The organism is Sporosarcina thermotolerans, assembly GCF_042658975.1.
Classification (GTDB): Bacteria; Bacillota; Bacilli; order Bacillales_A; family Planococcaceae; genus Sporosarcina; species Sporosarcina thermotolerans.
The window spans coordinates 579,008-599,428 of the sequence record NZ_JBHSRM010000013.1 but is presented as its reverse complement, the minus strand read 5'-3'; the positions used below and the strand labels follow the sequence as shown (position 1 = coordinate 599,428).

Sequence of the window (20,421 nt, the reverse complement as noted above, 5' to 3'; positions counted from 1 at the left end):
TTTAGGGTTTTATGCTTCTTTCCAGACATTTATGCGTTTTTATTTCATTTCATTCATTTAAAATTAAAAATCTGATGCCCCTACACGTGAATTTTTCGTGTAGGGGCATACTATTAAGGCCATCTAAATTGTTTCTTCTTTTTATCCTTATTGCCACTTCGTAGCTCTGCAAATTCCTTTGCTATTTCCTCTTTCATATCTCCTGGTTTGATCTTCTGGTTTTTAGGAGTTTGCGGCAAAGAGTTTTTATTATTTCCGGTCTTGTTATTATGATTATCTCTTCCCATGTTTTTTCGCTCCTTTCGTTATCGTCGTTCATAATATGGCGCTATTCAATCGTTTTATGCTGAGAAATTACAGTGAAACATTACAATCGACTGACATGCCGAAACTCCTCGTTTTAGATTTGAATCACCAGGGTATGCTAAAAGTGAGCATACTTTAAGGAGGTTCGGGATAGATGACATTTAGTAAAGAACTGCAAAAACTGAAGGAATACAAATGCGACTCCCGCTGTGTGTTAAGTGTTTACTTAAATACCAACGCTGCCGACCCGGAACAACAGAATGGTGCTTGGCGAATCCATTTGAAAACTGGATTGAAGCGCATCCATGAGTATTTGGAAGCTTCTAACGATGAAAAGGAATTAAAAGCGTACAAAAAATTGAGGGATAAAGTAACGAAGGAAATTGAAACCAATCAAGGCGACTTTAATAAAGGAGTCGTTATTTTTGCGTCCGAGGATCCCGAATTATGGTCAGTCCACTACGTTCAAGTGCAAGTGAAGAACAGCTTCCACTGGGAGGACCACCCAGTTACAGAGGAAATGGAGTATATGCTAAAGGCTTACCCAGAGGCGGGCATTGTTTTGCCAAGCTTTGGGGAAGTACGTATTTTGGATACTGCGATGGGGTTCATTACGGGTGAGAGGTCATATGGATTTGACTCGGGCTTGGATGTTTGGAAAGAAAATAATAGGGTGAAATCGTCACTTCAAACAGGAACAGGTGAAGGTAATAGCGATGGACTTGATCAGCGTCTTAAAGAAAATCTACAGCGGTTTTATAAAGAAATGGGCGTCATTGTCGAAAGGATCCGAAAAGAACGTGACTGGAAGGAATTATATGTAGTTGGTGAGGCGGAGCATGCGAACTCATTTGCCAAAACACTTCGAACTAAACCGAATAACAGTATTTATAAAAACTTAATTAACGTTCAGGCGGACAAAGTACTCCACCAAGTTTTTGAAAAGTAACCGATGAACATGTAGAGAAGGGATTTTCGGTTCCCTTCTCTATTTTTTGCCTATTTTTTCCATCGCACTAAATACCTCTTCCGTACAAATACAGACTTGACGACATATCATAAAGAAAACGATGGATGGGGGGTTGAATGATGGGATTGTTCTTTAACAGAAAAAATGAATTGAAAATATATGAAGGCAACAATATAGATAATCATAATCAGGAGGTCTTTCGTACTGATACGGTTTCAACGGCTTTGGAAGAGCAACAGAAAGCTTTTGACAAAATGAATGAGAAATATGGTGTTCTGGAGAAACAACTTCGTAATCAGAAAAGGATTCAATCCGAACGATGGAAGACGACCGACTATCGGTTCGATGAAATCCTGGAAAATCAATCACAGCACCACCATTTTGAGCGGGAAGCAATGGAAACATTGGAACGTCTGGATAATCAAAACAAAGAGCTGCAAAGTGCTTTGGAGAAAAAGCGGAAAAAGAATGAAGAACTCGTCCAGCAAATTAATCAGTTAAGTCAATCAAACTCGGAAATAGCCGAGCAACTAAAAAAGTTTGACGTAGATCAGGAAATGCTTTTGAGAAAGATGGATGAGCAACTCGATCGTCAGCAGCAATTTTCGATATCACTGGAGGAGCAGAAGAGTACACAGGAGAAAATCGTGGACAGGATTGAACAGCAGGAAGGATTGGTCGACAAATTGATGCGGCAAATGGACTTCCTGAAATCAGTTTTGTTTGAAAGAACACATTTTATCGCCGAAAAAATTGATAAAAGTTTTTCGTATATTAGTGAAAGGAAAGCAGGCTCAAAATGAGTATGATCCAAACACATAATATATATGGAATGTTTTTAGTGGCACTCCCATATAGTAGCTAAAAAGGAGGCACGCTGATTGAGTGAAAACAAATTAGATGATGACAAACAAAGTAATCTTTTAGTTACCCAAGATAAGTCCGATAAGACGTCAATTGGACTTACAGAGAATGTTGGGGGAATGCTTTGTTATATCTTCATCATCGGTATTGTTTTTCTGATTATAGAAAAAGAAAATCGTTTCATCAGATTCCACGCCTTGCAAGCAGTTTTCACTGCACTTGCAATTTTCTTAATCGGCATTGTGTTAGGGTTCATTCCTATCATAGGTTTCATGATTAGTCTGCTGTTAGGTCCACTTTCATTTGTGTTAATGATTTTCTTGATGTACCAGGCGTATAAAGGAAACTACTTCAAATTGCCGTTCATCGGAGATTTGGTAGAGAACCAACTAAATAATGTATGAAAAAAATCCGTCCCGATTCTTTCGAGGCGGATTTCTTCTGTAAAACACCTAATAATTTAGTCCCCCAATCGCAATGACAAAGAGCCAAAAAACAACTTTCATGGCTAAAGCAATACCACCTAAAATGGTACCCGCAACGGCCATCCCTTTTCCACTTTCTGTTTTTTTGCCCATCGTTCCGAAAACGATAGCTAAAATACCAAGTAGATAAGGGAGGATTGGTATTAGATTTAACACGACTCCAAGAATTCCTAAAACAAGTGAACTAACAGCCATTCCATTTGTTTGCTGTTTTTCGATTTCCAAAAGCTTCACCCCCACTATGACAGCGTATGCTTGTGGAGCTGCTAATTTGAATGAAAACTGAGATGTACGATTATTCGACAAAGATAGTTAAATATGATTCTTTCATAAGTATAGAAATGTTATACTATACTTTGAGTGGGAAATAGAATTCAAGTAGGGGGAAAATCATGATTACTTTCGCGAAACCAACAGTTGAGCAGTTTTTCCGTACGTATGCAATTACGAATTTTGATGTAAATGCTGATGAAACTAAACTTGTCTTCAACACGAATTTAAATGGAAAGATGAATTTATGGGCAATGGATCTTCCTAAATCGTTTCCTTATTTATTTGCTCATCGGGACGAGTCCTGCAATTTCATCAAGTTCGATCCGGACAATCGATATGTTCTTGCCGGATTCGATAGTGATGGGGATGAAAACTATCAAATCTATTCGATTCCCCTAGAAGGTGGTTTGCCACATCCATTAATTACAGGGGATTCTAATGAAAAATTCTTTTTCAGCCACCTAAGTGAAGATGGAAAAAGAATTTACTATGTGACGTCCTTGGATAATCCGATGTACTTGAATACGCATATGCGGAATTTGGAAAGTGGTGTAGATACTTTATTGAATATTGGAGAGACATCACCTACGCGTCTTTCGGCAGTATCAAATGACGAAGAGAAGTTTGTATATTCCCGTTCATTTGCGAACACATATTCAATTAGTTTCGTGAAAATCGGGGAAGAGACTTTCAACTTAACGCCTGACGTTTCCAAGGTGCATGTCGCTTATGATCCGGTATTTACGGATGATAATACAATTTACTTTGTAACGGATTATGAGGGAGATTTCTCTTATATTGCGAAATTTGATTTGACGACAAAAGAATTTTCAAGAGTTTTGGAAGTTGAAGGGGAAAGTATCCAGACAATCAAGTTCAATAAGGATAAAGGCGAGTTCTACTTCGTCACTTCCAGAGGGGTAACTGATAAATTATACCGCTTTAAGTTAGAAGGGGAAAAGCCGGAAGAGTGTACGTTGCCGGTTGATGTGCTTTATCAAATCAATTTTACGAAAGCTGGAAATCTCTATATCTTAGGAGCAAGTGCTACAGCTCCGCATAATATTTTCAAATCAGCGGATGGACAAGAGTGGGAGCAGCTTACGGAAAACAGGGTGCTTGGTGTCAGCAAAGATGGAATGGTTGAGCCTGATGTTGTTTCCTATAAGTCATTCGACGGTTTGGAAATTGAATCTTTACTATTCAAGGCAAAGCCTGAGAATGCAAATGGCTTTACGATTTTCTGGCCACACGGCGGTCCGCAAGCCTCTGAACGGAAAATGTTCCGTTCGATGTTCCAATGCTTCTTGAACAGGGGATATAACATTTTTGCGCCAAACTTCCGGGGAAGTACTGGGTACGGCTCGGAATTCACGAAAATGGTGGAGCGGGACTGGGGCGAAGGCCCTCGCCTTGACTGTTTGGCAGGGATCGAATGGTTATTCGATAACGATATCACGGACCGTGACCGTCTTTTCCTTGTCGGGGGAAGTTACGGTGGTTATATGGCGTTACTGCTGCACGGTCGCCATGCAGATTACTTCAAAGCAGTCGTAGATATTTTCGGTCCATCCGATTTATTTACATTCGTCAATTCAGTTCCTCCTCACTGGAAGCCGATAATGGATCGCTGGCTTGGAGATCCTGAACGTGATAAAGAACGATTCATTAAAGATTCCCCAGTTACGTATCTGGACGGAATGGTGAAACCAATGTTGGTTATTCAAGGCGCGAAGGATCCGCGTGTCGTGAAAGAGGAGTCTGACCAAATTGTTGCAAAGTTGGAAGGCTTAGGACGAGATGTTGAGTACCTAATATTGGAAGATGAAGGTCATGGTTTTTCGAAGAAAGAGAATGAAATAAAGGTTTACAGTTTGATGTTGGAGTTTTTGGAAAAGCATCAGAAGTAATAAAAGGAATAGCTGTCCATCGGTCGTTATCTGACCGGCGGACAGCTATTTTGATTGAAGCGCTCGTTTATTTCGGGAACCGCTCGTTTATACTGGAAAGTGCTCGTTTATTTCGGGAACCGCTCGTTTATTCTGGAAAGCGCTCGTTTATTTCGGGAACCGCTCGTTTATACTGGAAAGTGCTCGTTTATTTCGGGAACCGCTCGTTTATTCTGGAAAGCGCTCGTTTATTTCGGGAACCGCTCGTTTATTCTGGAAAGTGCTCGTTTATTTCGGGAACCGCTCGTTTATACTGAAAAGCGCTCGTTTCTTCATGAGGAATTCTCGTTCGATCAAGTTCAATCCCAATCCCGTCTCTGCAAATCCTCAGCTATTAGTTGTAAATCATCCGCCGTTATCGTCAGCACTTCATAATCGCTCGTTTCCGCAAACTTCAAAGCCATTTTCTTCATGAACTTCGGAGATCCATCGTTTTCCTCATCATAAACAAGCAAAATCCCGTCCGAATTCCGCAATAAAAATTTATCGCGCTCGATAAATTGCCACGGGGCTTCATAAGGACGTTTCGTTAAACTAACTGTATAGTCTGCATGGGTGAGGATGAATTCATAAGCTTCTTTCTTCGCTTCATTCCAATTTTTTTCTTGTTCCAAAAAAGGTGTGATGACTGCAAATTGTAGCGAAGGATAGATTTCTTGTAAGTCAATCACTGTTTCTGCCGCCCATGTCTCAACGCCCGGTTGTCCGCTGAGGATCACCCATTCAAGGCCACTATCTAAAAGGGGAGTCAATCTGCTTTCTAACGCCTTTTTGATAATACCAATACCAGGATGAGTATCGTTGAAAATGCCTAATTCATGTGCTTTGTAACCTGTTATGACAAGTCTTTTAATCATTAAGCATATCCTCGATTGCCACCTTCGCTATTTTCGAAACGACCATATCATCCATTGGAGGATTATGCAAACCGGCACGGACGTCCCGATAATAGCGTTGAAGTGGGTTGGTTAACTCCAGGCTTTTCGCCCCGACGAGACGCATTGAGCGGTCAACAATTCGAATTGCAGCGTTTGTGACTACATGCTTTGCGGCTCCTAATTCTTGTTTCATCGATTTCCGTCTATCTGTGTCATCATACGCGGCGGCGACACTATAAAGGAAATGTCTCGCTTGCATCAATTCGAGATCAATTTGCCCGATATGACTTTGGACATTCGGCAATTCAGAAATACTCCCTTGAATGCTATTCGGTTTATATTCTACTGCGAACTTCACGGCGTAATCACGGGCAGCTTGCGCAATTCCCAAATAACAGGCTGGAATATGTAGAAGCCATCCATTCAATTTGTCTCCACGGGGGCCTTTGCTGAACTCAACGAAGGCTTCCTCATTGACCTTCACATTATTCAAAACCAAGTCATGGCTTTCAGTGCCACGCATGCCGAGCATATTCCAAGTCTCTTTTATGGATAACCCTTCACTGTCTCTTTTGATGAGGAAAAAGCCGATGCCTTCGCGTTCCTCTACCCAAGCTGAGACAAGGAAGTGAGTGAGTACAGGTGACATCGAAGTGAAGTTTTTCTGACCGGTAATGACCCAATGTCCATCCTTTTTGACCGCCGTTGTTCGTGGGCGACCACCTCGAGTTGGACTGCCAGTTTGGGCTTCACTTGCCGCACGGTTCACTAATGCACCATTCAAGACATCTTTTGCGAAATGATCTAACCGGCTCGTTTCCCATAGTTCGTTTTCATAAAGATCACCAACCGCGCCCTGATGCCAACCGATGGATAACGCGGTGGCGCCATCGAAGGATGCAATCGTTTCTTGTAATAAAACCATGTCTTTCACCGTAATTCCACCACCTCCATATTTTTTTGGAAGTGTGAGTGTTGTATAGCCAAGCTCTACGAGGGATTGAATATTTTCTTTTGGAAAGACGGCAAGTTTGTCTGTCTTTTCGGCAGAGCCTCGAATTTGTGATTCCAGGCCCATTATTTTAGCCATCCATTCTTTTTGTAGATCTGTTGTGATGAAAAGTTCTTTTGACATTTGACCACCCTTTCTGCAATTATCAACGTCTGTATATTTTTCTATTATACTAAACTAATGTATGTTCGAGGTGTAAAAGACGAGTGTGCTAATTTTACTGGACAATGATAGTCGTATAAATTATCGTTAGAGAAAACATGGTGAGGGGGATAAGTGATGCAGATTAAAAGATTATGCGCGCAAGATGCAGGAGATTACTATGCTATTCGGTTAGAGGCGTTAAATATGAACCCAGAAGCATTTGCTGTTAGTTACTTGGAGGAGAAGGGGCAATTAGCCGAGAAGTATCTAAAGAGATTTAGAAACGATGATTCATTTACATTTGGAGCTTTTGATGATGATGGATTAATTGGCACCGTTACGTTAATTCCAGAAAAATTGGTGAAACTTAACCATCGTGCATCGATTGTCGCCATGTACGTTAAACCCGAAAAACGCGGAAATGGCGTAGCGAAACAACTTATCAAAGAAGCGATAACAACTGCAAGGACAATAAAAGGCATTGAACAAATTCATTTGGCAGTGGTCAGTTCCAATAAGGCTGCAAATAGCCTTTATGCTTCATTTGGATTTGAAACGTACGGGATTGAGAAAAATGCATTGAAAATTGATGGGACATATTTTGATGAGGAATTAATGGTTTTATTTTTGAAATAGAAGGGAAGGAATGGATCAATTACATCCGAACTTGTGATTGATCCTAATTGATTTCATCGGTCGGATTCCCGATAGTCTATTCCTTTTAGTTCACCCGTTTTGGTTGTATATGTGATCCTCACAAAAACACCGAATTCACGGTTTCCCTCTTTAAGCCATAGTTTAAACTTTTCAATTGTTGAGTCCCCAACAGATTCGGTTCCTTCGTGCAAGTAGTCGATAATTTCTGCATTAGGGTACTTTGCTTTAACTTCTTTCATAGCAAGCTGTCCCCATTTTGCGTAAGCAGGTTCAACAGGCTCGTTAACGACCACCGGATGATGAGTCAGTGTAGAATGAGTAGTTATTATTAGCCCAAGAGCAATCAGCATATTTCGCATTTCAAATTCAGCTCCTTTTCTATAGGATGCCGAATTTGATTATAATCATTCAAAAAAGCACCACCCTATAAGATAAGGGAGGTGCTAAATAATTTTATGTAAGTAAAGCCGCCTTTGCCGTATTTATCATAGAAAGTTTTAAACCACCACTCCTCAAAGTGGGTGTTCGCAAAAACATTCCTGTCTGTCCCTATCAGTAAAGGATAGGGCTTGCCATTCCTGTTCTTATATAAAACTCCCTTTTACAGCATAAAGGTTAAAACTTAATGTTATACGTACAATGCAGCTTATGTTTATATAATACATGTGTTTTACTGGATTATCAATGGAAATATTTGCTTTTTACTTATTGTTTTACGGAATAATAAAATAATGATCATTTCAATTTGAATAAGGTATAATAAGAAAAATTCAGTGGGGACACATTATACGAAGTGAGTGATTTTGGTGAAACAACGAGAGCAATGGACATCTAAGATTGGATTTGTTTTAGCGGCCGCAGGTAGCGCTATAGGACTTGGGGCGATATGGAAGTTTCCTTATATGGCAGGAACAAATGGCGGAAGTGTCTTTGTTTTGCTATTTATTATTTGTACGTTGGCAATTGGTCTGCCCATACTTTTAGCAGAATTCGTTGTTGGAAGAAGGGGACAGCATGATGCGGTTACATCCCTAAAACGTCTTGCACCGAAAAGCAGCTGGTATTTGATCGGTTGGCTTGGGTTAGGTTCTTCATTTATTTTATTATCATTTTATAGCGTAGTTGGAGGATGGATTTTATCCTATCTCGCAAGGGCAATTGTTTCACGTCTTGATACCACGGATTATAGCGGACTATTTAATTCGATTATTGCAGATCCGATGGAGGTGTTGCTTGCTCAAGCTGTCTTTATGCTTATGACAATCTGGATTGTTCAAAGCGGTATTAAAGGCGGAATTGAGCGCGCGAGTCGATGGATGATGCCTTTATTATTCATTTTCTTCATTGTGCTTGCAATACGGTCGGTTACACTTGACGGGGCTATGGAAGGAATCCGGTTTCTTTTCGTTCCGAATTGGTCTTATTTAACCGCGAAAACGTTCTTACTTGCACTTGGACAAGCCTTTTTCTCGTTAAGTGTCGGGGTGACGGCGATGCTGACATATGCGTCCTATTTGTCGAAAGAAGAAAAGCTCGGTCAATCGGCGTTTAATGTCTCCATATTGAATATTTTCATCTCTCTACTGGCTGGCATCGTCATTTTTCCAGCTGTATTCGCGCTTGGACAATCACCTGCTGAAGGTCCGGGACTTATATTTGTTATCTTACCAGCTATCTTCAATGAAATTCCTTTGGGTGGATTTTTCATAGTGCTGTTTTTCATTTTATTATTATTTGCTACGCTAACTTCTTCGATTGCAATGTTGGAAATTGTCGTGTCTACAGGAATTGGGAAAAAACATGAGTGGAGAAGGAAAGCTTCCTGGTTGTTTGGTTTGCTTATTTTCATCGTCGGGATCCCAAGTGCTTTATCATTTGGATTGTTACAGAATCTGAAATTGCCCGGAGGCACGTTTTTCGACTTCGCAGATATTCTGACAAGCCGATTCGGATTACCGATTGGAGCACTTCTTATCTCGATTTTTGCCGGCTATGTACTAACGACTGCTGATACCGATGATGAGTTAAAAATGCATCCGTTTTTGAATCGTTCATGGAAGTTTATCGTACGTTTTGTTGCACCTCTTGCCATCATCGTTATTTTCATAGCATCATTTTTATCCTGAAGAAAAAACCGCTTACGATGTAGGCGGTTTTTGTATTAATAAATAGTTAACATTTTTTTTCGTAAACGGATGTCTGATTTCCGAATAAGTCATAGCACTCTGTTAGTCTTGACCATCCATATTTTTCATAATATCCAATATGATCGGTCGTCAAATACAGCTTGTCGTATCCTTTCTTGTTGGCCTCAGCAATAGCATGATCCATTAACTTCGAGCCCATCGCTTGTCCTCGGTAAGCTGGGTCCACATACAGACAGGCAAGCCACGGAGAGAGATCTTGTCGACTAACCAAATCATTCCGCAAAATCGCATATGTTCCGATGATTGAATCACCATCCACTGCAATGTAAAATGATGGGACGCTTTCAGTTGTCGAATGAATCATGCAATCCTTGTAAAACTTATAATTCGATTCGTTTCCCCATTGCTCCCAAAATGCTTTTGCCGCCTTTTCGAAAAGATCTTGTCTTTCAGTTACTGCAATAATTTCCATTTAAATTCCCCCTTATATTTTTACTATACTCGAAAGGAATTCAAAAACAAATGGCGAATTTAGTAGGAAATACAGTTGTGGGGGAGATAACAATGGAAGTGAAAACAATTGCCAGTTTTGAATGTGGAATTATCGAAAAGGAGTACCAGTTGGTAGGGCAGAGCATAACCGCAAACTTTCCTAAAGGATTCCCGGATGCTGCCATAAAGGTTCAAATGGATTTCGAAAGAAGAATGGATGAGATAGCGAATAGCAAAAGTAAACAGGTATTATTTAGTCCATACATGTCCAATGGTATCTTCGCCACTTATTTTGCTAGTTTAGAGGTTGATGAGTTAAATGAAATACCTGATGGCATGATGGGACTCGAATTACCATTAATGAAATACGCAAAAATCTGCTGCTCAAATAGAACAATTGACCAAGGGTATAGTAAATTGTTTGCTTGGATGGGGGAGAACGGATATAAACAAAACCAGTTTAACGACTCTTGTCCAATCGAAATTTTCTACCTTGAGAATGGCGCAAAGGAAGAAGTTGTTGAAATCCTAATACCGATTCATTGATTCTCATAAATGAAAAAAGAAAGTCATGAAATTGTCTCATGGCTTTCTTTACTATTTTTGAAGATGCTTGATAAATTCTTTCAATATATTGAGTTGTTCCTCTTGTTTCTCTTGTGTTTTAATCATCTGCTGCTGTAATAGTTGAATTTGTTGTTGCATTTGTTGCTCGGTTTGCTGTTGTTGTTGCTGTTGTTTCAGCTGTTCGATTTGTTGTTGTAAATCCTGAAGTTGCTTATTTACCTGCTGCTGTTGTTGATCCTGTTGAATTTGTTGTTGTTGATCTTCCGTGATGGATACCGCTGTCCCGAATGCTTGGAGTGCGTCACCGATGGTAGAGGTGATTCCTCCTATTAATCCCAATAAGGCCCCTTTACTTACACTCGTCTGTTGTGCGCCATTTCCATTAGGATAATTAATCAAATCATTTCTTTTTTGATCACCTATGAACACGTTATTCACCCAGTCTCTGAATTGATCATACTATTATTTTATTCGAACAGGATGTTAAAGTGTCCTAGTAATCGCTATTTTCCTGTACATTGCATTAATCTTAGGATTCTCTCTTTCCCAAGACACATTTCTCGGGAAGGGGATATTGAATTGTTTTTCCATCTCATTCATTAAACCGGCAAGTAGTATATCCTTTTTTGGTTGATCTGCAAAGATAATTATCTCATATTCCCTCTGATAATCCGCCAATGATTTCCTATCTGCCATCTTAAATCGTCCTCTCTATTAGACAATCCGAGACTATAAGATTTTAGTCTCGGATTGTAAATGAATGCTTATATTAGTTGTTCATTCGATACTTAACGGTATGACTATCTAAAGGCTTATCCATTTTATCCTGCATGAACATCGCTGCCGAAAGAAGTTTTTCAGCATTTATATTTGTTTGAATGCCCATATTTGAAAGCATATAGTGAAGATCATCTGTTGCCAAATTACCCGATGCGCCCGGTGCATATGGACAACCTCCAAGACCGCCAAGGGAACTGTCGAACTTAGTGATCCCCATCTCTAAAGAGGCAAGCACATTTGCCATAGCTGTACCACGGGTATTATGGAAATGCATCGCTATTTTTTCTTGTGGATACCGCTTTAAAAGCTCTTCCAAAAGTATTCTTACTTGCAACGGATTAGCGACGCCAATAGTATCCCCTAATGATAATTCTTCTATGCCCATTTCAAAAAGAGAATCCGTCAATCGAAGTACTTCATTTATCTCGACGTTACCTTCAAAAGGACAGCCAAACACAGTTGAGATATAACCCCTTACCGACTTATTGTTTGTAATTGATTCTCGTACAACTTCAGCAAGAACAGTTTCTGTTTCTCTAATTGTCTTATTGATATTTTTCTTGTTGTGAGTCTCACTAGCCGAGATGAAAACTGAAACTTCGTCTATTTGACTCTCCAAAGCGCGGTTTAGTCCTCGCATATTTGGTACAAGAGCTGCATATGTCACTCCGGGAGCTTTTGTAATCTGTTTGACAACGGAATCCGCATCAGATAATGCAGGAATCCATGTAGGATTAACGAAAGAAGTGACCTCTATATAGCTCAAACCAGTTGAAGAAAGCTGGTTTATCCATTCGATCTTGTCCTCTGTATTGATAAATTTGCTTTCATTCTGTAAGCCGTCTCTTGGACCGACTTCTCTTATAAATACCTGTTCCGGGAATTGTTTAAATGTCATTTATACAAACCCCTTTCAATTAAAATCCAAATAGGGTAGCCATAATCCAAGCTGAAGCATAGAACACCATAAACTGTACACCTGCTCCAATACCGAGGATACGATTCAATAGCCCACCAACAGCTGCTACCGTAAAGGTAAGCGCGATACCGACAAATTGTGCCTCATGAAAAGCAAGTAGACATGCTAATCCAATGAACATTGCAACGATTGCTTCCTGACTGACGAATTTCATAACGATAACGGAAGCTTTTCTTGCATAGTTCATTGAAAACGGATATGCGATGAGTGCAGCCACAGCGAGACCTATAAATCCATAAATGAAGAAATCCCATGACGTCATGTACGTATGCAAATTATTGACAGGGTCAACAGTAAAAACAGGTGGTGCATTGAATAAAGGAGAAGCTGGCCCTAATGCAACAGGACTCAAAGGAATCCCGAACGCAATAAGTGGAATGATTGCTTCTGCAATATATGTAGACTCAGTAACACCATTCATAACTGTTAAACTTGTTGTCGATTTTTTATAAGCCCCTTTCGTACGGGACCCAACGATTTCACCCATTAATGAGGTCATACCGACTGGACTGAAAACAAACGTTAATGAAGAAATAAATGTCGTAATCGCTGTGAAAAACTTTTGCCTGCCTGTGAGTATTTTTAATGGGTTTGGAAAGTATCCTTTCCATGCTTTCGTCTCAGGAGCCAAGTGATACTCTTTAGGCTTGCTTCTTTCAATTGAACGTTTTGCACTTGCAGAAGTGGCAAATAAAATATCAGAAAACATAGGGCCGACAGCAATTCCTAAGAAGAAGCTGATTGATAAATGTTTGTCCAATAGTGTAAAACTCATTAAATCTAAACTTTTTATAAAGAATGCAAAAGGGATGATCATTAAAACACTTACCCATCTACCTTTTGAGAAGTAGGCAATTAATATTGCTGCAAGTGTGAAAATGATTCCAGCCGATGATTTAAAGAAATCAGCAAACTGACCTAAAAATTGTCCTAACAGAACCGCTGTAGGTAGGGCGATGAACGCTCCAATAATACCTCCAGAGATCATCTTTCTCAGAGCGACATGGGGCATTCCCATTCTTCTTAGTGTATTGGCATGGTCGATTAAAGGGACCGCCGTAGTATCACCAGGAATCCCCATTAACGCTGTAGGTACAGCATGCGTGAGGTGCTTTGCCAAAACAGCAGCCATGAAGAATGAAAAGACGGCTACTGGGGGAGCGCCCAAAAGAATGACTAACAGAGTAAGGGGTACCATGATCGCTGTTTCATCCGTACCGGATATCAATCCGATTAAAGAAAACACAATTGCACCAATAAATGCAAATATAATTGCCGTTAGTAATAAACTCATTTCTTTTTGTCACCCCCGAGAGCTCTAAACTGCTCAAGAACACCAAGTTCTTCTAATTCTTTTTTGGTAATTGGGTCGTTCTCTATTAGTGCAAGCTCTTCATCTGCATCTAATTGTAAATCCTCAAAAACTTCTCTCATACTGTTAGTTGAAGTCTCTTCTTCGATCAATATTCGTTTTGGTTTAAAGACAAAAGAACATAATACTAATGAAAGGACGGTTCCTGTAATACCAAGAAGTAGGGAATAGGAAGCGACCATATTTTCACTCGCAATAGATGGGAAAAACCAGAGACCAAGATTATAACCACCTAAACTTACTGCGACACTTATTACAATTGAGAAGAGCAACTGATTAGGTACAATTGTATCTCCAAGTATTTCTAAGTATTTATTTTTTGAAGAAGTATCGGTCGAATTGACATGTTTATCGTTCAAATTATTCACCTCTTTGAATTGCTTTAGTGATCTCCAAAATTCGATCGTATCTTAAATCTTTTTCTGCTACTGCTTGAGCAACAATTCGATCAATATCCGACTTAGCTGCGCCAGCCATAACCGCTAAATTTCTTGCGTGTAGCGACATATGACCTCTCTGGATGCCTTCTGATGCAAGTGCACGAAGACCAGCAGCGTTTTGGGCAAGTCCTGTCGCTGCAATGCAACCTGCGAGTTCTTCCGCAGAGCTTATCCCCATAATTTTTAACGAAGCCTTTGCAACTGGATGCGTTTTTGTTGCTCCGCCAACAATTCCAACCGCCATAGGAAGCTCGATTGAACCTGATAAATCACCATCCGCATTTATTTCAAACTTCGTCAAGGATTTATAATGTCCGGAGATGGAAGCGTAAGCATGGGCACCCGCTTCTACAGCACGAGTATCATTACCAGTCGCTAAAACAACCGCTGAAATACCATTCATAATTCCTTTATTATGTGTAGCTGCACGATAAGGATCAAACTCTGCAAATTCATAAGCACTTACAATATCTTTCACAACCTCTTTGCCACCAAGGGCTTCGGCTGAAAATACTGCGCGTGCACGAACTAGTCTACGATCTGCCAAATTTGAAATGATTCTTAGAAGCACTCTACCACCTGTTATTGTTTCAATCATAGGCGCAACGGATTCAGCCATCGTATTTACAGCATTTGCACCCATTGCATCTCGCGTGTCAACGATGAGATGAATAACAAGCATAGTATGATTTGTCGTTGGAATAATATGCACTTCGAGGTCTTTTACTCCGCCGCCTAAAGAAACTAATGTTGGGTCTTTCTCATTACAAAGATTCATAATCTCTTCTTTATGTTCGAAGATTTTAGCTTTTGCTGCATAAGGATCAGCAACATTAAGAACTTGAATCTGTCCTCGCATAATTGTTCCACTCATAGATGTGAAGAATCCGCCATGTTCATATGTAGCTTTTGCTGCATTACTTGCTGCTGCTACAACTGATGGTTCTTCAGTAGCCATTGGAATGAACGTATCTTTTCCGTTTATTTTAAAGTTAGTTGCAATTCCAACCGGGATACTGATTTGGCCAACAACATTTTCAATCATGGAATCTGCGAGGTCCATAGGTAGCGTTTGATTGGCAGATAGATATGATAATTCATCCTCTGTTAAGCCGCGTCCCTTCGTAACAATATCTAATCTTTCCTGAGTTGATAAACGATAAAATCCTGGAATTCTAGTAGTTGTCATTAATATACACTCCTTGTTGTGTAATTACATTCAACTGAGTTGAATGCGGTTACACAAAATAGTACATGAAAACGAAAATAATGTAAACACTTACATTCAAAACAAAATTATTTTTCAGACTACAGGCTATCTACCTGAATGAACATCGTTAAGACCTTTGCTTCTATTTTTCCAGTTGAAAGAAATATATGGGGAATCGTTCCTTCGAAATAAGCACTATCGCCTTGTTCCAATAAATGTAATTCACCATCATAATAAAGATTAATGGAGCCGGAAAGGACGAATATAAATTCATCCTCCGCATGTGTAAAAGGTTCTACTAATTCCGCTTCCGGCAAGACTGTCACGATTACTGGTTCAATTTTGCTGAAATGAGGACGCTTCGCCAAAGCTTCATATGTATAACCAATTTCTTCATTTCCAACTTTTAATGTTCTTTCAGTATTTCTAACGATTGCCATCTTGCTTTGATTATTTGATTCCAAAAAATAGGACAAGGGTGCATTTAATTCTTTTGCTATTTTCGATAACGTTGCTAAGGCGGGGGAAGCTTGTCCATTCTCGATTTTGGATATATGACTCTTTGTTAACGAGCATTTATCTGCTAATTCCTGTTGAGTAAAGGACTTGTTTAATCTCGCTTCTTTTACCTTCCTACCGATTTCCTCTGGGTAGATTGTACTCTCCTCCTTTATTAAAAAGATAACAACTTCAGTCAAATTATACTCTATTCCTTCCAATTAATTTCAATATATATTGTAACAGATTTAGACGTCCATAAAGGGTGGAGGTTAACTTAAAATTTTATACTGTAGGGGTAATATTAGGCAATGTTGATTTCCGCTCCGAACGGACGCTTTTCGCGGGCAAGGCTTCAGCCAATGGAACCACGAAGAGTTCGATTTGCCGTATTTCTGCGCATTTTGCAGAAATAAAGGCAGCTTTGCATCCGTGCTCGCAACGCTACGCTTTTGCTCGCAAAAGCCGTTCTACGTTACGGCTTTCGCTCAGTCCAGGGTCTTCAGCTCGCGCTGTTCCCGTTGGAGTCGCCGTTCTCCGCTTCAATCAACTATATCCTATATACCTGCGATCCAATGCCGAAACATCAATGAACTTGAACTTATATAGAAAAAAACTCTTCAATCCTCGCCTTTTTGTACAAATATATAGTTGTGATAATGTCATGTTGCATTAGTAAATATTGTAAGATAAAGGGAAGAAGGATTTATCGGAACAATTTGAATTACTGATTAGCTCATGGGGAGGAAAATTAAATGAATGAAACAAAAAGAAACTATGAAATTGTAAAGATAAATACTTTGAATCGATAAGTAAATCAACCGCATCATATTCCACTATATTTGATATGAATTTAAATGAAATCAGCGAGATTATGAAATGTATTTACTGAACAACATAATATTTTCTATATTATAAGAGGTTTGTGAAAAAATGCGCTTGGTTACTAGTAGAATAAAAATAAAACCTTAAGGGAGGAATAAATGATGATCGTTAAACTGCCAAAAGAAAATTATTACAAAATTAATAAATTGTTGGTTAGTCCGCAAGAAAAAAATGAAAATGTATTAAATGCAGTTCTTAGCGGAATGAATCAAGGCGTAGTATATGTTGATCAGATAGAGGAGCCCCGTACTGCAATTGTATACGCGGTGGGCTTGGGGTACTATCTGCTCGGTGATCCAGAGAATGAGTTGTTTAACAGCCACCTGGGTAATTTAATTTCCACACAATTAAAGCAAGAAAGTCTGGATTTATGTGGAGGAACCTGGTTTATCGCCAATATCTTTAACGAAACTTGGAAAGAGGCTCTGAAAAAAATGGTTGATGGGCGTAAATATTATGTGGGATATAACGTCTATTACGAATTGGATACGGTTCGTTTCAATAAAGGTTTGGAGCAACTATGTCATGTGCTTGATGAAGGTATTACCATGGTAAAGATCACTAAGGAATTGATTAACGCTGACGAGAATCTAAGGGAAGAGTTAACAGAATACTGGTCTTCAGCGGAATCTTTTACTCAATATGGGGAAGGATATGCTGTTTTAAAAAATGGTAAAGTAATAAGTACATGTTACACATGTTGTGTGAACGGAGACCGCCATGAAATTTATATAGCAACATTTGATCAAAATGTCCGAAATCGCGGTTTGGCAACGATACTAGGACAACAATACATAAAGGAATGCTTGAAAAGAGGGATTGGTGTGTTTTGGACTACTGATGAATCGAATGAGCCGTCCAAAAGAGTAGCTGGAAAATTGGGTTTCGAATATTCGCATCGATTGATGTCGTTTGAATTTGAGTTCTGATCCAAACGGGTGTTTTTTAATAGATCATTGAACTGCTTGGAGGATCATTTCTTAATTGAACTAAAGGGGCAGGTAATTGAAGAAGGAAAAAATGATTGAGTATAGAATTTATCTATAGTAACATTCTTACATTTCTGAGATTAGTAAAGGGGATGCACTTAATGACGGAGGGTTTTTTCAAAGTTCAAGACATACTTGAAAATTACAAAACAGCAGTTTACGAAAAAGATGTTGAAAAATTCTTATCCATGTATGATCGCGAAATGCATATTTATGATTGCTGGGGGAACTGGGAAAGCAAGGGTATTTCTTCGTGGAAGCAAAATGTAACAGAGTGGTTTAATGGATTGAGTGAGGATGGCGTTTTACTTAAAGTTGATTTTAATGACATAGTAGTTGAAGAAGATTCATATATAGCATTTGTTCATTGTGCAATAACATATGCTGCTCACCAAGAAGAATCTGGTGAGAAACTTCGTCAAATGACCAATCGGTTCACATTTGGTTTAAAGAAAGTGAATGAATCTTGGGTCATAGCTCATGAACATTCATCATTGCCAATAAATATGGAAACTGGTAAGGGGATTTTTAACTTGAAGTAAAAAATATACTATTTTGATTGGAGATAAAGATTGGGGGCGAAAGAATGAAAAGGACAGTAATTGGTGGTTTTATAATGATAGGGGGATTATTTACTACACTAACTATAATTTTGGTAGCAATGACGTATATTCCAAGCATGACTAGTTGGTCTGGTTCAAAGTTGTGGTATGCGATTTTTGGAGGAAAGCAATATGGGATTGAAACTGTTCAAAGTTTATTCTTAGGATTCCCATTTGTTGTAGGATTGTTGTTTACGATTTTGGGGCTAGCAATACTAATAAAGGAGTATTTTGACAGGTCCTTTTTAAAGTGAGTTTTTACTAACGGGTAGCTTTACTTCAAGAAGGAGTAAAGCCTTTTTTATTGAAGTGGCATACCGGATGCTATGGAGGAAGAAAAAACAAGAAAAGCAACTGCGGACAAATTGCGGACATTAGGTAAAAAAACCATAAAAAAACAGCCCCTAGGCATCCGGCCTAATAGGACTGTTTCGGAGAAGTATCGTTGTTCCGACAATACTTCCAAGGGTTTGGCACCCAATGATTCCGACTGGGCTCGAACCAGCGACCTCTACCCTGTCAAGGTAGCGCTCTCCCAGCTGAGCTACGGAATCGGGAGAAGTTGTACTTGCTTACTGCACATTTATTATTATAGCGGGTTTGTCCAAGAAGTCAACATCATTTCTAAAAGTTTTTTCTTTCGATGATATAAAGGTAGAATGGAAAGAAAAGGGGGGTGGCTGGAAATGCAAATTTCCTTACCATTCAATTATGATTTTGAACGAGCACTCGAACGGTTGGCGGGGGATCCTGTAAATGCAGTCGATTTACAAAAACGGGAAGTGAAGATTCCGATGGAAGAGGGGAATGTCATCACTCTACGCGGTTTAGGCACCACGGATTCACCTTCGTTTTTGCTGGAGAACGCAATAGATGAATCGCAAGTTGATAAAGTGAAATCCTTTTTTCATTTTGATCGGCGTTTAGATACGGTTTCTGATCATTTCCGGGATACCAACCTTGAGAAGCTTTTCGTCGAACATGCTGGTACACCGCTTATCAAAGAGTTCTCGCTTTACGGTACACTAATGAAAAGTATCATTCACCAACAGCTAAATCTTGCATTTTCGCATGTTTTAACGATGCGATTTGTTGAGAACTCTGGCGAAAATCAAGATGGGGTATGGCGATATCCAGAACCTGAAAAAATCGCCGCACTAAAAGTGGAGGATTTACGTCAGCTTCAATTTAGTGGGAGGAAAGCTGAATATGTAATCGGACTTTCACGTGCAATTGTCGATGGAAATCTAGACTTGAATAAGTTTGAAAAGATGGAAGATGAAGAGATAATTCATGAAATGGTTGCCCATCGTGGGATTGGGCCATGGACTGCACAAAACTTTCTCATGTTCGGTTTAGGGCGGCCGAATCTATTCCCTATAGCAGATATAGGGTTGCAAAACGCCCTGAAAAATATATGGGCAATGGACCGTAAACCGACAAAAGAAGAAATTATGGAACAAATTCCGATTTGGAAACCATACTTAAGCTACGCCGCATTGTATTTATGGAGAAGTATAGAGTGACACTTTGAGCATGAAAAAAGCTTCCCTATATAGGAAAGCCAGGTTATTTATTATGAATGTGTATGTTCGTTTTCTTGTTCAAAGCGGTCGTCAAAGAAGAGGAAATTTTCATCGTTCAGGTCCGAGATGCGTTCCTTGTTGAGACCTAATGAAAGATTTCCCTCAAAGATTGTTTCCCACCAAGTATCTGTTGTTGTCATGTTCATTTCCTCCATTTCAATTATATTCACTATTTGCGATTGTGTAATTCCTTACCCTGTACTGAAAGGAACTAAAACGTAAACCATTGAAAAAGAATCTTAAGGCCTATTGTTAGATGGAGTCCTTCAATCCATCTTTTGGTAGTGATTTCAATTGAAAATAACAGAAAAGCAGGAATGCCCCAACGATTTGTGT

Annotated in this window: 25 protein-coding genes, 1 tRNA gene and 1 other RNA gene; 11 read left to right on the top strand and 16 right to left on the bottom strand. The window is 39.4% G+C overall.

Annotation, left to right across the window (positions count from 1 at the left end; translation table 11 throughout):
* Positions 1 to 113: 113 nt before the first annotated feature.
* On the bottom strand, positions 114 to 287 hold the full coding sequence (locus ACFPZG_RS10850; RefSeq protein WP_317940195.1) for a YfhD family protein: 174 nt from the start codon (positions 285 to 287) through the stop codon (positions 114 to 116).
* A gap of 173 nt (positions 288 to 460) precedes the next feature.
* Between ACFPZG_RS10850 and ACFPZG_RS10845 the strand changes: the two genes are divergently transcribed.
* The 3 genes from ACFPZG_RS10845 (at position 461) to ACFPZG_RS10835 (ending at position 2,544) form a co-directional block, all read left to right on the top strand.
* The gene (locus ACFPZG_RS10845; protein ID WP_283731550.1) at positions 461 to 1,255 is read left to right on the top strand and encodes a VLRF1 family aeRF1-type release factor; all 795 of its coding nucleotides are present in this window, start codon (positions 461 to 463) and stop codon (positions 1,253 to 1,255) included.
* 140 nt (positions 1,256 to 1,395) lie between these two features.
* The gene (locus ACFPZG_RS10840) at positions 1,396 to 2,079 is read left to right on the top strand and encodes a hypothetical protein (protein WP_317940194.1); all 684 of its coding nucleotides are present in this window, start codon (positions 1,396 to 1,398) and stop codon (positions 2,077 to 2,079) included.
* Positions 2,080 to 2,157: 78 nt separating this feature from the next.
* The gene (locus tag ACFPZG_RS10835) at positions 2,158 to 2,544 is read left to right on the top strand and encodes a DUF4870 domain-containing protein (RefSeq protein ID WP_317940193.1); all 387 of its coding nucleotides are present in this window, start codon (positions 2,158 to 2,160) and stop codon (positions 2,542 to 2,544) included.
* A 48-nt stretch (positions 2,545 to 2,592) separates the two neighbouring features.
* On the opposite strand, the gene ACFPZG_RS10830 is transcribed toward ACFPZG_RS10835, so the two are convergent.
* Positions 2,593 to 2,931: a DUF4190 domain-containing protein gene (locus ACFPZG_RS10830; RefSeq protein ID WP_381427093.1), complete on the bottom strand. Its 339-nt coding sequence runs from the start codon at positions 2,929 to 2,931 to the stop codon at positions 2,593 to 2,595.
* Positions 2,932 to 3,017: 86 nt separating this feature from the next.
* On the opposite strand from ACFPZG_RS10830, the gene ACFPZG_RS10825 reads away from it, so the two are divergent.
* Positions 3,018 to 4,808: a S9 family peptidase gene (locus ACFPZG_RS10825; RefSeq protein WP_317940192.1), complete on the top strand. Its 1,791-nt coding sequence runs from the start codon at positions 3,018 to 3,020 to the stop codon at positions 4,806 to 4,808.
* Positions 4,809 to 5,146: 338 nt separating this feature from the next.
* On the opposite strand, the gene ACFPZG_RS10820 is transcribed toward ACFPZG_RS10825, so the two are convergent.
* Positions 5,147 to 5,704, bottom strand: coding sequence for a DUF1273 domain-containing protein (locus ACFPZG_RS10820; protein WP_283731554.1), 558 nt, complete (start codon positions 5,702 to 5,704; stop codon positions 5,147 to 5,149).
* The gene (locus ACFPZG_RS10815; protein ID WP_317940191.1) at positions 5,697 to 6,860 is read right to left on the bottom strand and encodes an acyl-CoA dehydrogenase family protein; all 1,164 of its coding nucleotides are present in this window, start codon (positions 6,858 to 6,860) and stop codon (positions 5,697 to 5,699) included. Before ACFPZG_RS10815 ends, ACFPZG_RS10820 begins: the two co-directional genes overlap by 8 nt.
* A 156-nt stretch (positions 6,861 to 7,016) precedes the next feature.
* On the opposite strand from ACFPZG_RS10815, the gene ACFPZG_RS10810 reads away from it, so the two are divergent.
* Positions 7,017 to 7,517: a GNAT family N-acetyltransferase gene (locus ACFPZG_RS10810; protein WP_317940190.1), complete on the top strand. Its 501-nt coding sequence runs from the start codon at positions 7,017 to 7,019 to the stop codon at positions 7,515 to 7,517.
* A 53-nt stretch (positions 7,518 to 7,570) separates the two neighbouring features.
* Here ACFPZG_RS10810 and ACFPZG_RS10805 read toward each other — a convergent pair whose 3' ends face one another.
* Together ACFPZG_RS10805 and ssrS are read right to left on the bottom strand one after the other, a co-directional pair.
* Positions 7,571 to 7,897, bottom strand: coding sequence for a DUF3889 domain-containing protein (locus tag ACFPZG_RS10805; protein WP_283731556.1), 327 nt, complete (start codon positions 7,895 to 7,897; stop codon positions 7,571 to 7,573).
* Positions 7,898 to 7,998: 101 nt separating this feature from the next.
* Positions 7,999 to 8,189: non-coding RNA, 6S RNA (gene ssrS / locus ACFPZG_RS10800), on the bottom strand.
* Between the two features lie 155 nt (positions 8,190 to 8,344).
* On the opposite strand from ssrS, the gene ACFPZG_RS10795 reads away from it, so the two are divergent.
* Positions 8,345 to 9,664, top strand: coding sequence for a sodium-dependent transporter (locus tag ACFPZG_RS10795; RefSeq protein ID WP_317940189.1), 1,320 nt, complete (start codon positions 8,345 to 8,347; stop codon positions 9,662 to 9,664).
* A 46-nt stretch (positions 9,665 to 9,710) separates the two neighbouring features.
* Here the strand turns inward: ACFPZG_RS10795 and ACFPZG_RS10790 are convergent, their stop codons facing one another.
* Positions 9,711 to 10,157 (bottom strand): GNAT family N-acetyltransferase, encoded by a 447-nt coding sequence (locus tag ACFPZG_RS10790; protein WP_283731557.1) that lies wholly within the window; start codon positions 10,155 to 10,157, stop codon positions 9,711 to 9,713.
* A 92-nt stretch (positions 10,158 to 10,249) separates the two neighbouring features.
* Here ACFPZG_RS10790 and ACFPZG_RS10785 point away from each other — a divergent pair, with 92 nt between their 5' ends.
* Positions 10,250 to 10,723 carry a GyrI-like domain-containing protein gene (locus ACFPZG_RS10785; RefSeq protein WP_317940188.1) on the top strand — a complete coding sequence of 158 codons (474 nt, stop codon included), beginning with the start codon at positions 10,250 to 10,252 and terminating at the stop codon, positions 10,721 to 10,723.
* 51 nt (positions 10,724 to 10,774) lie between these two features.
* On the opposite strand, the gene ACFPZG_RS10780 is transcribed toward ACFPZG_RS10785, so the two are convergent.
* The 7 genes from ACFPZG_RS10780 to ACFPZG_RS10750 all read right to left on the bottom strand — a co-directional run bounded on the left by ACFPZG_RS10780 (position 10,775) and on the right by ACFPZG_RS10750 (position 16,244).
* Positions 10,775 to 11,173, bottom strand: coding sequence for a hypothetical protein (locus ACFPZG_RS10780; protein ID WP_283731559.1), 399 nt, complete (start codon positions 11,171 to 11,173; stop codon positions 10,775 to 10,777).
* A gap of 54 nt (positions 11,174 to 11,227) precedes the next feature.
* Positions 11,228 to 11,440 carry a hypothetical protein gene (locus tag ACFPZG_RS10775; protein ID WP_283731560.1) on the bottom strand — a complete coding sequence of 71 codons (213 nt, stop codon included), beginning with the start codon at positions 11,438 to 11,440 and terminating at the stop codon, positions 11,228 to 11,230.
* A 73-nt stretch (positions 11,441 to 11,513) separates the two neighbouring features.
* The gene (locus ACFPZG_RS10770) at positions 11,514 to 12,422 is read right to left on the bottom strand and encodes a hydroxymethylglutaryl-CoA lyase (RefSeq protein ID WP_317940187.1); all 909 of its coding nucleotides are present in this window, start codon (positions 12,420 to 12,422) and stop codon (positions 11,514 to 11,516) included.
* A gap of 19 nt (positions 12,423 to 12,441) precedes the next feature.
* Positions 12,442 to 13,797, bottom strand: coding sequence for a tripartite tricarboxylate transporter permease (locus ACFPZG_RS10765; RefSeq protein ID WP_283731561.1), 1,356 nt, complete (start codon positions 13,795 to 13,797; stop codon positions 12,442 to 12,444).
* Positions 13,794 to 14,234 (bottom strand): hypothetical protein, encoded by a 441-nt coding sequence (locus tag ACFPZG_RS10760; RefSeq protein WP_317940186.1) that lies wholly within the window; start codon positions 14,232 to 14,234, stop codon positions 13,794 to 13,796. Before ACFPZG_RS10760 ends, ACFPZG_RS10765 begins: the two co-directional genes overlap by 4 nt.
* A 1-nt stretch (position 14,235) precedes the next feature.
* Complete coding sequence (locus tag ACFPZG_RS10755; RefSeq protein WP_283731563.1) at positions 14,236 to 15,504, bottom strand: hydroxymethylglutaryl-CoA reductase, degradative; 1,269 nt, start codon at positions 15,502 to 15,504, stop codon at positions 14,236 to 14,238.
* Positions 15,505 to 15,623: 119 nt separating this feature from the next.
* Positions 15,624 to 16,244, bottom strand: a complete 621-nt coding sequence (locus ACFPZG_RS10750) for a helix-turn-helix domain-containing protein (RefSeq protein WP_381427084.1) — start codon at positions 16,242 to 16,244, stop codon at positions 15,624 to 15,626.
* A gap of 765 nt (positions 16,245 to 17,009) precedes the next feature.
* Between ACFPZG_RS10750 and ACFPZG_RS10745 the strand changes: the two genes are divergently transcribed.
* The 3 genes from ACFPZG_RS10745 (at position 17,010) to ACFPZG_RS10735 (ending at position 18,753) form a co-directional block, all read left to right on the top strand.
* Positions 17,010 to 17,837, top strand: a complete 828-nt coding sequence (locus ACFPZG_RS10745) for a GNAT family N-acetyltransferase (protein ID WP_317940185.1) — start codon at positions 17,010 to 17,012, stop codon at positions 17,835 to 17,837.
* 161 nt (positions 17,838 to 17,998) lie between these two features.
* A complete protein-coding gene (locus tag ACFPZG_RS10740; protein ID WP_283731566.1) occupies positions 17,999 to 18,439 on the top strand; it encodes a YybH family protein in 441 nt (146 codons plus the stop codon).
* A gap of 44 nt (positions 18,440 to 18,483) precedes the next feature.
* Positions 18,484 to 18,753, top strand: a complete 270-nt coding sequence (locus tag ACFPZG_RS10735; RefSeq protein WP_283731567.1) for a hypothetical protein — start codon at positions 18,484 to 18,486, stop codon at positions 18,751 to 18,753.
* A 227-nt stretch (positions 18,754 to 18,980) separates the two neighbouring features.
* Here ACFPZG_RS10735 and ACFPZG_RS10730 read toward each other — a convergent pair.
* Positions 18,981 to 19,053: transfer RNA gene (locus tag ACFPZG_RS10730), tRNA-Val, on the bottom strand.
* A gap of 132 nt (positions 19,054 to 19,185) precedes the next feature.
* Between ACFPZG_RS10730 and ACFPZG_RS10725 the strand changes: the two genes are divergently transcribed.
* Positions 19,186 to 20,025, top strand: coding sequence for a DNA-3-methyladenine glycosylase family protein (locus ACFPZG_RS10725; protein WP_283731568.1), 840 nt, complete (start codon positions 19,186 to 19,188; stop codon positions 20,023 to 20,025).
* 50 nt (positions 20,026 to 20,075) lie between these two features.
* On the opposite strand, the gene ACFPZG_RS10720 is transcribed toward ACFPZG_RS10725, so the two are convergent.
* On the bottom strand, positions 20,076 to 20,225 hold the full coding sequence (locus ACFPZG_RS10720) for a hypothetical protein (protein ID WP_283731569.1): 150 nt from the start codon (positions 20,223 to 20,225) through the stop codon (positions 20,076 to 20,078).
* Positions 20,226 to 20,421 lie beyond the last annotated feature (196 nt).